This window comes from Lederbergia sp. B243.17, from assembly GCF_057657925.1.
Genome location: NZ_JBWBKF010000043.1, coordinates 59831 through 72500, shown reverse-complemented (window position 1 = coordinate 72500; position 12670 = coordinate 59831). Strand labels below are relative to the sequence as shown.

Annotated in this window: 11 protein-coding genes; 4 read left to right on the top strand and 7 right to left on the bottom strand. The window is 49.1% G+C overall.

Translation table 11 applies throughout. From position 1 onward, the window contains the following. Nucleotides 1–181: 181 nt before the first annotated feature. Complete coding sequence (trhO, locus tag AC0TWI_RS08675; RefSeq protein ID WP_488125945.1) at nucleotides 182–1153, bottom strand: oxygen-dependent tRNA uridine(34) hydroxylase TrhO; 972 nt, start codon at nucleotides 1151–1153, stop codon at nucleotides 182–184. Between the two features lie 126 nt (nucleotides 1154–1279). Beyond that, nucleotides 1280–2749 (bottom strand): amidase, encoded by a 1470-nt coding sequence (locus AC0TWI_RS08670; RefSeq protein ID WP_488125944.1) that lies wholly within the window; start codon nucleotides 2747–2749, stop codon nucleotides 1280–1282. Nucleotides 2750–2903: 154 nt separating this feature from the next. Between AC0TWI_RS08670 and AC0TWI_RS08665 the strand changes: the two genes are divergently transcribed. After that, nucleotides 2904–3794, top strand: coding sequence for a YitT family protein (locus tag AC0TWI_RS08665; protein WP_488125943.1), 891 nt, complete (start codon nucleotides 2904–2906; stop codon nucleotides 3792–3794). Between the two features lie 49 nt (nucleotides 3795–3843). Here AC0TWI_RS08665 and AC0TWI_RS08660 read toward each other — a convergent pair whose 3' ends face one another. The 3 genes from AC0TWI_RS08660 to moaA all read right to left on the bottom strand — a co-directional run bounded on the left by AC0TWI_RS08660 (nucleotide 3844) and on the right by moaA (nucleotide 7768). Next, nucleotides 3844–5070: an MFS transporter gene (locus tag AC0TWI_RS08660; RefSeq protein ID WP_488125942.1), complete on the bottom strand. Its 1227-nt coding sequence runs from the start codon at nucleotides 5068–5070 to the stop codon at nucleotides 3844–3846. A gap of 356 nt (nucleotides 5071–5426) precedes the next feature. Then, entirely contained in the window at nucleotides 5427–6713 is a 1287-nt protein-coding gene (locus AC0TWI_RS08655; RefSeq protein ID WP_488125941.1) for a molybdopterin molybdotransferase MoeA, read from the bottom strand. An 11-nt stretch (nucleotides 6714–6724) separates the two neighbouring features. Then, nucleotides 6725–7768 carry a GTP 3',8-cyclase MoaA gene (gene moaA, locus AC0TWI_RS08650; RefSeq protein ID WP_488125940.1) on the bottom strand — a complete coding sequence of 348 codons (1044 nt, stop codon included), beginning with the start codon at nucleotides 7766–7768 and terminating at the stop codon, nucleotides 6725–6727. Between the two features lie 197 nt (nucleotides 7769–7965). On the opposite strand from moaA, the gene AC0TWI_RS08645 reads away from it, so the two are divergent. The 3 genes from AC0TWI_RS08645 to AC0TWI_RS08635 are packed head-to-tail and all read left to right on the top strand — an operon-like array spanning nucleotide 7966 to nucleotide 9641. Next, the gene (locus tag AC0TWI_RS08645; RefSeq protein ID WP_488125939.1) at nucleotides 7966–8547 is read left to right on the top strand and encodes a LemA family protein; all 582 of its coding nucleotides are present in this window, start codon (nucleotides 7966–7968) and stop codon (nucleotides 8545–8547) included. Beyond that, complete coding sequence (locus tag AC0TWI_RS08640; protein WP_488125938.1) at nucleotides 8544–9329, top strand: TPM domain-containing protein; 786 nt, start codon at nucleotides 8544–8546, stop codon at nucleotides 9327–9329. The genes AC0TWI_RS08645 and AC0TWI_RS08640 overlap by 4 nt, the downstream gene beginning before the upstream one ends. 33 nt (nucleotides 9330–9362) lie before the next feature. After that, nucleotides 9363–9641, top strand: coding sequence for an acylphosphatase (locus tag AC0TWI_RS08635; RefSeq protein WP_488125937.1), 279 nt, complete (start codon nucleotides 9363–9365; stop codon nucleotides 9639–9641). 176 nt (nucleotides 9642–9817) lie between these two features. Here the strand turns inward: AC0TWI_RS08635 and AC0TWI_RS08630 are convergent, their stop codons facing one another. Together AC0TWI_RS08630 and AC0TWI_RS08625 are read right to left on the bottom strand one after the other, a co-directional pair. Further along, a complete protein-coding gene (locus AC0TWI_RS08630; protein ID WP_488125936.1) occupies nucleotides 9818–10369 on the bottom strand; it encodes a DUF3267 domain-containing protein in 552 nt (183 codons plus the stop codon). 381 nt (nucleotides 10370–10750) lie between these two features. Beyond that, the gene (locus AC0TWI_RS08625; protein WP_488125935.1) at nucleotides 10751–12664 is read right to left on the bottom strand and encodes a vWA domain-containing protein; all 1914 of its coding nucleotides are present in this window, start codon (nucleotides 12662–12664) and stop codon (nucleotides 10751–10753) included. Between the last annotated feature and the right edge of the window lie 6 nt (nucleotides 12665–12670).

Genomic DNA, 12670 nt, shown 5'->3' with positions numbered 1-12670 from the left:
CACAAGGCGCCCGCCTATCGGCGACAAGCATAAGACAAGCGCTGACAGAAGGCGCTGTTTGCCTTCGGAAGCGATTGACTTATGACTCGAGCCGATGGCGCCTGGAGCTAGACACCGACAAAAAAAGCGCCCGTCCGGAGAGCTTAATAGCTCATCCCGGACGGGCACTTCGTTTCACTGATTATACTGTCGCTTTTCTTTCCTCTTCGATTTTTTCAAGACGGGCTTTAACCTCATCTTCGGAAAGATCATGCTCTTTAATATAAAGGTTACGCGGATGTACGCGGCATTCATCTGTGCAGCTCCGCATGTATTTATGTTCATTTTCCTCATGGCAAAGGAATTGTTTGTTGCATTCAGGGTTTGCGCAATTTACATAGCGCTCGCATGGCGTGCCGTCAAAGTATTCACGTCCGACGATGACATGTTCCTTCTGATTGACTGGAACCGCGATCCTTTCGTCGAACACATAGCACTGTCCATCCCAAAGTTCGCCTTGCACTTCAGGGTCTTTTCCGTATGTGACGATGCCGCCGTGCAGCTGTGACACATCTTCAAAACCTTCGCGCTTCAGCCAGCCCGAGAATTTCTCGCAGCGGATACCGCCTGTGCAATAGGTAAGGATTTTTTTTCCTTCAAGAACCTCTTTGTTTTCACGGACCCAATCAGGCAGGTCGCGGAACGTTTCGATGTCCGGGCGGATGGCGCCGCGGAAATGGCCGAGGTCATATTCATAATCATTCCGGGCATCAAGGACAACTGTGTTCTCGTCTTGCATTGCCTCGAAAAATTCCTTCGGCTCCAAATACTTCCCTGTGATTTCATGCGGATTGATGTCATCTTCAAGGCGCAATGTGACAAGTTCTTTGCGCGGGCGGACATGCATTTTTTTGAATGCATGGCGATCGGCTTCATCGATCTTAAAGACCATTGTCGCAAACCGCGGATCGTTCTTCATTTTTTCCATATACGCTTCTGTTTGTTCCCATGTACCGGAAACCGTGCCGTTAATGCCTTCTGTGGCAACAAGGATACGGCCTTTCAAGCCGACATCTTTGCAGAATGCAAGATGCTCTGCCGCAAATTCTTCCGGATTTTCAATTGTTACATACTGATAATACAACAACACTCGATATTTAGGATTTTCAGACATGCAAAATACCACCTATCATCTTATATTTGCAAGATATAAACGTGTAGGAGGGTATCGTCCGGAGAAATTTCCGGATATACACTTTATTCTTACAGAGAAGTATTTTACATTTTTCTCGCCTGAAAATCAAGACTCTCCGTGTTGTTTGTCATAACCTGTACATCTTTTATAGCCGCCGAAAGCCTTCTCCAGCTTTTCCCCAAACTGAAAAATCGCTTCCTCATTCCCTGTTTTGGAAAGGATTTGAACGCCGATCGGCATGCCGTCATGGTCGCGTCCTGCCGGGATGACCAAAGCCGGCAGCCCCCAAACATTAGCGTAGGCGACATACGGCATGAATTGTGTAAAGGTTTTTCGGATTGAAAAAATCTCCTTATACACCCCTCCATGTTCAGGTGCTTCCCGGTGGTAAACCGGAAAGATGAGTATTCTCCTATCCAAATATTCATTGAGCTTGGCATCTCCTTCAGCAATCAGTCTTTCAATTTCCCGCCGTCTGTTCCTTCCTGGCTTGAAAAGCCTTGCTCCGATAAGGGCCCAGCTCAAATACAAGTGATAATCCGAATTCCGTCCAGCTTTTTCCTTCACGTACTCCTTTAAAGGAGACATTTTCCTGCCAGGGGGCGAAGCGGTTTCTACGACACTGTTCCCGCCATCGATAGACATCATTTCCTGCCAAAGCTTTGAGGACTCATGAAACAGAGGCGGGATACTGCGCCGAGCGTCAAATTCCTCATCAAACAGAGAGTGGATTTTCGTCAATAGCGAGTTCGTCTCGATCGAAAGCGGATAAAGGCCGCCGGGGAGGACTTCCACCTTGTAGTCCTCAAGCCGACCTGCAAGCTTGGTCTTGCCGCCGATAATGCTGTATAAAAGCCTCATATCCCGGACCGACTTCCCCATGGGCCCAATGCCGAGCATCCGCTCCTGCAGCGGGTGGGTAATATACGGATAGCTGCCCTGCTGGGACACCTGTGCGTTGCCGGATTTAAAGCCGACGACACCATTGAAATGAGCGGGAAAGCGAATCGAGCCGCCGATATCCGAACCGATTCCGGCCGCAGCACCGCCGACTGCAAGCAGCGCTCCTTCCCCGCCGCTGGATCCCCCTGCAGTCCGTCCGGTATCCCAAGGATTGTTCGTCCTGCCATAAAGTTTGTTATCGCTCTCCTGGCAAAAACAAAGGGCGGGCGTATTGCTCTTTCCGAGTATAATCGCCCCTTCCTTCTTTAAAAGCTCAACGACTTCCGCATCCCTCTCAGCTTTGCTGTTTTTCCGGTGCACGAGTCCGCCGGTCGTTTTCATTCCGTATACATCAAAAGATTCCTTCATGCTGATCGGCACACCTTCAAGCTGTCCAAAAGGGGTTCCTGATCGAATCCTTTCATCCGCTTCACGGGCCTCCCGCCTTGCCTGTTCGAACCTCTCCTCAACGAGGCAGTTGATCTTCCCGTTCACACTCTGCAAGTGGCCGATATACGTTTCTGTCGCCTCAACCGAACTGAGATGCCCGCCCGCAATCGCCTCCGCAATCTCATGGGCATCCATATCCAATATCGCTTCTTTCGTCAACTTGCCAACGCTTTCAATCAACATGAACATATCCCCTTCTATTGGCATTGAAAAAGCTTTTACTATATATATTTCTGTCCGCATGCGAAAAATTCCTCTCATGCGGGTACATTTGTTTAGACCAGTGGAAAGGAACCGTTTATAATTAAAATATACTGAGAATAGAAAGGTTGTTGAGATGAATCCACAAGAATTGATTGAACAAAAAATACAGCACCGGAAACTGTCGCGCAAAATTCTCTTCTGGCGCGTCCTGCTTGTTACAATCGGAGCTACGCTGATGGCCGTCGCGCTCGAATTGTTTCTTGTGCCGAACCATATATTGGACGGCGGCATCACCGGTATTTCGATTATCCTCTCCTATCTTACCGACTTCCGGCTCGGATTTTTCATCTTTCTCTTAAATCTGCCATTCATCTACATTGGCTACAAACAAATCGGGAAAACATTCGCCTTTACGACCTTGTACGGCATTACCGTTCTTTCCATCGCTTCGATTCTTCTGCACGATGCCATTGTCGTCACGGACGACATTTTGCTCGATACGGTTTTCGGCGGCATCATACTCGGCGTCGGGGTCGGCATCGTCATCCGTTACGGAGGCTCGCTCGACGGCACAGAAATCATGTCAATCTTGCTGAACAATAAGCTGCCATTCTCGGTCGGCGAGATCGTCATGTTTTTCAACTGCTTTATTTTTGCGTCTGCCGGGTTTGTTTTCACGTGGGAACGGGCGATGTATTCGATCATCACCTACTTTATCGCATTTAAAGTGATGGATATTGTCATTGAGGGACTTGATGAATCAAGGGTAGCCTGGATCATCAGTGACGAAGTGGAAAATATCGGCGACGCGATCCTTGCCAGGCTTGGGCGCGGCGTCACCTACCTGAAAGGCGAAGGGGCTTATACCGGCGACGACAAAAAAGTCATCTTTTGCATCGTCACACGATTGGAAGAAGCGAAATTGAAGTCGATCATCGAAGAATTCGACAACACTGCCTTCCTCGCTGTCGGCAGCATCGCCGAAGTCAGGGGCGGCCGATTTAAAAAGAAACATATTCATTAATAGAAACGGCCGAAAAGGACAATTCCTTTCCGGCCGTTTTCTTTCTATCTCATTCTCCTGCGTGGATCTCTGCCACTTTTTCATCACTCGGAAGCAGCCAGGTGAGAAGGCCGGCAAGCGGAAGGAAGCTGCTCAGAATCATGATAAACTTTACACTGAACAGATCTGCCAATGTACCGAACAAAACCGCACCGACCGCTCCCATCCCGAAAGCGAACCCGACGATCAGGCCGGACACCATCCCGATTTTCTCCGGGACAAGCTCCTGCGCATAGACGACGGTCACACTAAAGCTTGAGGTGATGATAAAGCCAATCAAGAGGAAAAGCGGACCGACAACGCCAAGCGGCACATACGGCAGCATGAGTGTAAGCGGAGCAGCTCCCGCCATCGAAAGAAAGATGATATTCCGCCTGCCGAACCGATCAGCGAGCGGTCCGCCGAAAAAGGTGCCGAGAACACCGGCGAACATAAAGATGAACACATAAATTTGCGCATTGCGAATCGATAAACCATAATCATTAATCAAGTAAAACTGATAGAAATTGCCGATCGCCGCTGAATACCAGGAACGGGCAAACACGAGAAAGACGAGCAGCACAATCGCCGCCTTGATCTTCGGATGAAGGCGGACCTTCCCCTTCTCTTTCGATCCGTCCTTCTTCCGGAACCTTTCCTCTTCCAGCTGCCCTTTATACCAGCGTGAGACGAAACTGAGGAGAACAATGCCGGCCGCCGCGACAGCGACAAATGCGAGTGCCCCTTTCTGTCCCGTCATGACGAAGATGAGCGCCGTGAAAACAGGTGCGAGCGACTGTCCGAAGTTCCCGCCGACCTGGTAGATCGATTGGGCAAGCCCCCGTTTTGTCCCTGCCGCCATATAAGCGACCCGTGAGCCTTCCGGATGGAAAACCGCCGACCCGATTCCGATGAAAAAGACAGACGCCAAAATCATATAGAAATTTGAAGAAAGCCCGAAGCCGATCAGCCCGAGCAAGCTTAAAAACATGCCGAACGGAAGCAAGAACGGCGTCGCCCGCCGATCCGCAACAAAGCCAAAAACCGGCTGCATAACCGAAGATGTCATATTCAGCATAAAAGCGATCCAGCCAATTTGCGCATAGGACAAATCAAGCGTCTTTTCAAAAATTGGGTTCATCGCCGGAACGACCGACTGGATCGCATCATTGATCAGATGGCTGCCGGAAATAGCGAAAAGAATCCCATAAACCGTCGCCATTTGCGGCCTTCCTTTACTAGCTTGCACTTTGTCCATCAATCATCCTCTTTCCCGGGCTGTTGAGCAGCCCCTGCTTTTTCTAAAAAAATTCGCCATAAAATCATGTGGCAGACCGCCACAGCTTTCGGATGGCCGGCATGCTTGACTTCTTCTACCAAGAAAAGATCGACTTCGTATAAGGCTTGGCAGTCCAGCAGCCCCACTCTTTTTTTGCAGCTTCGAACAATAAGTGGGTTCAGCCTGTTACAGCGGCGGCTTTTGCCTTCATCATTTTCCGGTTCGGCAGACAGAAGCCCGCCGCTATATCCATGAATACCGACCGACAGCCCCTACTCTTCCCCTCCGCAAACAACTTCCGGAAGAGTGTCGTTTTGCCTCTGTTCTGGTAGCCGCTATCCCAAATCTTTCGCTTCCTGCCACGGCGTTGCACTTCCTTCATTATCTTCAAGCAGGAGGATATCCACCTTGTCGCCCTTCCCGTATCCTCTCGTGCCACCGGCCAAGACGAGCAGGCAGTCCGCCCATGCAAGCGAGGTGACAACCCCTGGTTTGTCCAAGCCGACCGGTCCGGCCAAAATCTTCCCGTCTTCGAACCGGAGCTTTGCGCGCACAAAGCGGCTGAACGGATTCGGCTTGGTGAAGTCGGCCGCTAAGCAGCCTTTCACCGATTTTAAGAACGGTTTATCGGAATGGAGCCAGTATTTTATGTAGGGCCGGACGAACAGTTCAAAACCGACGTAGCATGCAGACGGGTTTCCGGACAATCCAAACAGCAACTTTCCGTCCCGCTCGGCACAGCTTGTAACGCTACCCGGCCGCATGGCGATTTTGTTGAACAGGGACTCTGCCCCGATTCGCCTGAAAATTTCAGGCATATGATCGAAATCGCCGACAGAAACACCGCCGGTCGTGATGACAAAATCACACTCGTCCATTGCCTTTCCAATCACCGAATGGAGAGCATCAAGCTCATCCGCAGCTTCAGCATACATCTTCGGGATGCCGCCCGCCCGGATGATCTGCGCTTCAATCATCGGCCCGTTGCTGTTGCGGATTTTTCCAGGGACAAGCTCCTCGTCCGGCTGCAGCAATTCACTTCCAGTCGCTATCACGCCGATAACCGGTTTTTTCGCGACCTTTACCCGGGCATAGCCGAATGTCGCAAGCAGCGCCTTCACCCCCGGATTAATCAACGTTCCTTTTTCGATCAGCAGCCCGCCTTTTTTCGTGTCCTCACCTTGAAAGGAAATGTTTTCTCCCTCGGCGATTTCACGTTCTACAGTAATCATTTTTTGTCCGTCTTTAGACGTCTCCTTTACGAGTTCAAGCATGATCACACAATCGGCTCTAGCCGGGATTTGTGCGCCGGTCATAATCCGGACCGCCTCCCGTTCACCAACATGGATAAGACTCACTTGCCCGGCCCCGATTTCATCGACGACCTTGAATATGTATGGTTCTTCACTTGAAGCTTCTTTCGTGTCGCGCGAACGGAGGGCAAACCCATCATACGGCGAGCGGTCAAACGGCGGCACGTCATGTGCTGCTTTGAGCCCCTCTCCTAACCGACGGAAGTCACAATCCTCAAGCGGCACCTCTTCCAGCGCCCCCCGCCTTTTCAAGGCCATTACTTTTTCCACCGCATCCGCTACCAGAATCGGTTTCCGCACTTCTACCATTTCGCTTCCCCCTAACCGCCGATATACGACATTTCGATTTTCTTTTTCTTGCCCTGGCCGCCATCACCGTTGCGCAAATCGGAATAGCGATCCTTTCGATTGCCCCACAAGCCGGCAACATGGCCAAACAGTTCTTCGTCTGTCAAGTTACCGCGGAGGGGCACCTTTAGATCATGGCCTTCACTCGCAAACAAACACGTATAGAGCTTTCCGTCAGCCGAAATCCGCGCCCTTGTACAGGAGGAGCAGAACGATTCCGAGACGGAGGTGATGAAGCCGATTTCCGCTCCCTCATCCTTATGCTTAAACCGCTTCGCCACTTCGCCAAAATAGCCAGGAGCAACCGGCTCCAGTTCAAACTCTTGTTCTAGAAGTCTGAGAATCTCCTTCTTTGTCACCACTTGCTCCATATTCCAGCCATTTGAATTTCCGACATCCATAAACTCGATAAAACGGATCGTGACGCCAAGCTCCTTGAAATACCGTACCATCGGAACGATTTCCTGCTCGTTTACACCTTTTTGCACAACCATATTTACCTTAATCGCAAATCCGCAGTCAAGTGCCGCACGGATTCCTTTCAACACAGCCTCCGAACGGATTCCCCGCCCGTTGATCGCTGTAAACACTCCGTCATCAAGCGCATCAAGGGAAATATTGAGCCGCCGCAGCCCCGCCTTATAGAGCGGCTTCGCATACATAGGCAGCATAACCCCATTCGTTGTCAGGCCGATATCCTCAATCCCCGGAATCGCAGTTAGCGCCGCGATTAAATCCGGGACGCCTTTTCTCATCAGCGGCTCCCCGCCGGTAATACGCAGTTTTTTCACACCGAGCCGGCTGAAGATCCTTGCTGTTCTCTCAATCTCTTCAAATGAAAGCACTTCGCTTTTCGGCAAAAATGCGTAATCCGGACCGAAAATGTCAGCCGGCATGCAATATTGGCAGCGAAAATTGCATTTATCGGTAATCGATATTCTTAAATCATTCAAAGGACGGTTTAATTGGTCGGTTATCATGCTCGTCTTATCCTTTCCGTTCCTTATTTGGATCATTAATCATGCTTTCCAAAGTTGAAACCGGCGCTTGCCTCGCTGCGCCGGAAGATTCTTTTTATTGTAACATTTTTCACTTACCCCAGACTATCAATCCGACTGTGATTTTAAATACCGCCGGGCGGGTATAGTTTGTAAGGAGATTGATTAACTTGTAAAGAAGAGCTTGTATTGAACGAACAAAGGAGTGGTTAAATTTGAAAAAAGGATTAGGAGCGCTCATTGGAATCATCGTGGTACTTGCAATCGTCATCATTCCTCTGCTCGGAAGCTACAATGGTTTCGTGAACGCCGAGGAAGACGTGAACAAGCAATATGCCCAGATTCAAAACCAGCTTCAGAGACGGGCGGATTTGATCCCGAATCTCGTGAACACCGTCAAAGGATACGCCTCCCATGAAAAAGAGGTGCTCACATCGATTGCTGATGCCCGGTCAAGGCTGATTGGCGCTAAAACCCCGGCGGAACAAGCTACCGCGGATGCAGACCTGACGAGCGCACTCGGCCGATTACTCGTCATTACAGAAAATTATCCCCAGCTTAAATCGGATAAGCAATTTACTCAGTTGATGGATGAACTATCAGGTACAGAAAACCGGATTGCCGTCGCCCGGATGGACTATAACGAACAGGTGACTTTGTACAACAAGAAAGTCAAGCAAATGCCGGGACGACTCGTAGCAGGAGTATTTGGTTTCGATGAAAAAGAGTATTTCAAAGCTGACCCGGCAGCGCAAAAGGCGCCGGAAGTAGATTTTAACGGAGATGGTGAGGGATGACCAAGAGAGCCCTTTCCCTCTCTTTCCTCTTTTTGCTGATTTTCACATTGGTCGCCATTCCTGCGCGTGCAGCAGATGTGCCCGAGCTGGCTGGCGATATTTATGTGCAGGATACGGCAAATATGTTTTCAGCCGAGCAAAAGAGGGAGCTGCTTGACCTCGGCAGATATCTTGATGACCGGACAGGCGCTCAAATCGCGGTCCTGACGATCCCGTCGCTTGAAGGCGAAGAGCCGGCCGATTACGCGCTGAAGGCATTCCGCAAGTACGGGCTTGGGGCTAAAGGGGACAACAATGGGGTGCTCCTTCTTTTCTCCCTTCCCGACAAGGAGAACAACATTGACGGGGAAGTGTACGTCGAAGTCGGCTACGGTCTTGAAGGAATCCTTCCTGACGGGAAAGTGGGAAGAATCCTCGATGAGTATGCACTTCCCTACCTGAATGAAGGGTATTATGACGCCGCTGTCGAAAATACGTATAAGCAGCTATTTAATGAAGTGGCCTCCGAATACAATTTGGACAGACAGGCAGAGACAACAAGATTTGTTCCGGATGCTGCAGGGCAGCAAGAGGGCCCGTCCCTGCTGAAAATCATTCTCTATGGCATTATTATCTTGATCGTCGTCATTTTGGATTTCAAGTTTTTCGGCGGCATGCTCACGTACACATTGATCCGCATCCTCAGTATCTTTGCCAGCCGCGGTGGTGGCGGCGGAGGTGACGGACCGCGCAGAGGCGGTGGCGGCTCTGCCGGCGGGGGTGGCGCTGGCAGAAGCTGGTAATTCCCCGGAATCGATAGAAAGGAATGAACTGATATGGAAAAAGGCATTCGAATGATTGTCCACGGCAATGTACAGGGCGTCGGCTTCCGCTATTTTACTCAGGAAGCGGCAGCCGGACTCGGGCTCAAAGGCTGGGTGAGAAATCGTGAGGACGGCGACGTCGAAATTGCCGCGGAGGGACCTCAGGACTCAGTCGACCAATTCATCGAAAAAATCAAAGCAGGACCCTCCCCGTTTTCAAGAGTCGATGACTTCACGATCAGTCCGCTAGACGAAAAGATAAACCTATCCTCCTTTCGGATCAAATATTGATAGAATGCCAGCAAAAAGTGGCCGGGCGATTCAATTCCCACTGAATTTCCCGGCCCTTTATTTTTCCTCTTGTATGAATTGTTGGCTGATAGGGCTAGACCTTTAAACTCGAATATGGAGAACCCTTTCTTCTATTATGAAAGCCCTTATTAGTGCAATCCTTCACATTAAATGAATCATTTTACTGGTTTATATATTTGAAGTGAATCCCCATCATCTTTTATTCCATATGAATGTGGAAGCCCCTTTAGTAAAATAACTGCTTGTATGTCACCTCTTGAAGCAAATAGATTAATGATCCATACAAATATAGGCAGCCAAATTCCCACTCCTGAAAGGATAAAACTTAACACTACGGAGATCATTCCTAAAATCAGCATGGGTGCTAATGTAATCAATATGTAAGAATTTTTATTAAAAACCGCTTCACTTTTAGCAAATATGAAAGGACCGCTAAATCCATACTGTGGACTGATTCCGCTAAAATGTTTCATCAATATTCCATGTATCAATTCGTGTAGCACTATGTACAACAATATTACTAGAGGTACCACAAGTAGTAATAAAGGCACGGCTTTTATCAATTTTAATAATTCGATGAGCGGAACACAATATTGCCCTACAAAAACACCTATAACAATAAGAATAAGTATACTTATATTTATGATCTTAGGAATTTTGATTTTCTCCCAGTCCACTGTCTTACATTCTGCGTAGTTTTGAGACAAGTTCTTCCCTCCTTAAATGTTTCCAATATTATTGATGGATGCTTACTTGTATAAATTACTTCAGGAGCAATTCTACTATCGAAACATCGTTCTTCCTGATAACCTTTGATAAACTTCTGCGTAAGCTGCTCCTTTAGTTACTAGATTTCATCTATCAATTTTCTTCTAATCTTTGATATCAGCCTCTCCTCTTTAAAATGTACCATATATTCTGATAAACTCTATATCCTTTACCTTTATTCTTAGGTTGGTGGAAGTCGATTGTCACGGATTTTTGATTTCTGACCGAACACAAATAGCTGCGCCTACCCCGAAAAGGTAGACGCAGCTATTTGTTAAAAAATGAATCCGATGTTTGTCACTTTTCCCTTCAGACCAATATTAAATGGCCTGTGCCAAAAGCTTTTTCAACAATGGAAACAGGAGGTCGGGCAGTTTGTCGACGGATGGCACGATGATGCTGTACTGGCCGTAAATATTTTGGAAGACCTTTTTCTGTTCTTCGCCGATCTCATCGTTGGAAAGGAAAATGTTGAAGATCTCGATCCCCTGCCTTCTCGCATCAACAACTGCTTCATGCGTATCAATGATCCCGTTTTGACTGTAGCCGAATGCTGCAGGCTCCCCATCCGAGAAGACGATCATGAATTTCTGTTTCTCGTGCCTTCGTGCAAGCCGCTCGCCCATGACCCGGATGGCAAATCCATCGCGGTTGTCTTCTTCCGGCTGAAGCTTCATGATCTCCGGTCCAGCTTGTTCCTTCAGACAATTGGAGAACGAGATCGGGATGCTGAAGTAATTGGGCTGGTCTTCGGCGCTCGCTTCATTCGCATCCTCCCAGAAACCGACGATTTCATGATGGACCTTCACAGATTTCAGCGCTTCGTGAAACAGAACGATTCCCCGTTTCGTTTCCTCCATCTTATCCTGCATCGACGCCGAGCAGTCGACGAGCAGGGTGAACACCGCATCAATTTCCTTCGAAGGCTCCTGTTTTTTATAAAAGAGCTTCGGCTGCTCTTCGGTGAAATAATGGAGGAGCTTCCGCTTGTTCAGCCTGCCGAACAGCAGACCGGAACGCGGTTCAATGTTTTTGTGCTCAAGCGTCCGGTGCATGATGTTTTTCAGCTTTTTCTGGTAGAGAGTGATGCTTGCCTGGTCTTCCTTGTACTGGACACGATCCTTTTCGCTAACTTGAAAATCGGTGCGGAATACGGCGCGGGCACGCTTGTTTTCATGTCCGTATTTTGGTGTGCCTCCTGCAGGAATGTCCTTTTTCCCTTCCATTGCTTCCAGGTCGGAAAAGTCTTTGTTGGCGCTTTTCTGTGCAGAGCCCTGAACCATCGCAAGCGCCTGGTCCCCGGCTTCCCCTTCTCGCGCATCTTTGTTGAAAATCTTCGTTCCCGTTCCCTGCTCCAAATCAAATTGAAGGAAGCTTTCCCCCGGATCCTTCGTTTCCCGGTGCCATGTTTTCATCTCTTCCTTGAACACTTCCGCTTCCTCCGGCTCCTCGTCTGCGATATCACAATTGGCAAGCGGATCCTTGCGCAGCAGGTCACGGTATTCCACACCCTTTTCCTCGGATGCCGACATGTTGCCAAGGTGGAAATATTCATTCAGCATATCCCGGCCCAGACTCTCGCCTGCAATATCATAAATCTGCCTGGATATTTGGGCAGTTTCTTCCGTCGAACCGGCAGAAAAGGCAAGCTCAAGCCTTTCTCTGATGGAGGGCACAATCCGGCCAAGTTCCTCAGGGAAGGACGGAACATCGTAAATCGGGCTGCTTGCATTCAAGAGCGTATAGATGAAGTTGAACAGTGCATCGGTGAAGACACTTTTTTGCAAATTCACCTTCAGCTGATTAGCAAAATAGCTTTGATAAATTTTTCTCCGGACCGAAAACTCCGCCCGCATTCCGGGTCTTGCCCGCTTGCAAAGCTCTTCGATCCTCAGGTCTTCCAGCAAAACAAAAAGCTGGATGGCAAAGCTTGGGTGTGCCTGTTTCCGGCTCCAATCGCGAAACCGCATCGCAGCAGCCCTGTCGGTATACTGCAAATTGCCCATCGCCCGCAAGAACACATCCGACTTCATTCCGCCCTTCGTTTCCCCATCCGGGCGATGGCTCCAAAAATGGCTGACATAGACGATTTTCTCTTCCATGTCCACATAGGAATGAGAGCGGATCTCCGTTTCATAATCCGGATCCCGCGCTAGCGTCTTGGTCAAATCCGCCAGCTCCATCGCGAGCATCGAGTCCACTTTTTCATCATTAAAGTCAATGAACCGGTACATGCCGCT

Excerpts from the sequence above, each read along its gene's own strand:
- AC0TWI_RS08670 (WP_488125944.1), bottom strand. The coding sequence starts at position 2,749 with ATGTTGATTGAAAGCGTTGGCAAGTTGACGAAAGAAGCGATATTGGAT.
- AC0TWI_RS08640 (WP_488125938.1), top strand. The coding sequence starts at position 8,544 with ATGACCAAGAGAGCCCTTTCCCTCTCTTTCCTCTTTTTGCTGATTTTC.
- AC0TWI_RS08665 (WP_488125943.1), top strand. The coding sequence starts at position 2,904 with ATGAATCCACAAGAATTGATTGAACAAAAAATACAGCACCGGAAACTG.
- moaA (WP_488125940.1), bottom strand. The coding sequence starts at position 7,768 with ATGATCCAAATAAGGAACGGAAAGGATAAGACGAGCATGATAACCGAC.
- AC0TWI_RS08635 (WP_488125937.1), top strand. The coding sequence starts at position 9,363 with ATGGAAAAAGGCATTCGAATGATTGTCCACGGCAATGTACAGGGCGTC.
- AC0TWI_RS08655 (WP_488125941.1), bottom strand. The coding sequence starts at position 6,713 with ATGGTAGAAGTGCGGAAACCGATTCTGGTAGCGGATGCGGTGGAAAAA.
- AC0TWI_RS08660 (WP_488125942.1), bottom strand. The coding sequence starts at position 5,070 with ATGGACAAAGTGCAAGCTAGTAAAGGAAGGCCGCAAATGGCGACGGTT.
- trhO (WP_488125945.1), bottom strand. The coding sequence starts at position 1,153 with ATGTCTGAAAATCCTAAATATCGAGTGTTGTTGTATTATCAGTATGTA.
- AC0TWI_RS08625 (WP_488125935.1), bottom strand. The coding sequence starts at position 12,664 with ATGTACCGGTTCATTGACTTTAATGATGAAAAAGTGGACTCGATGCTC.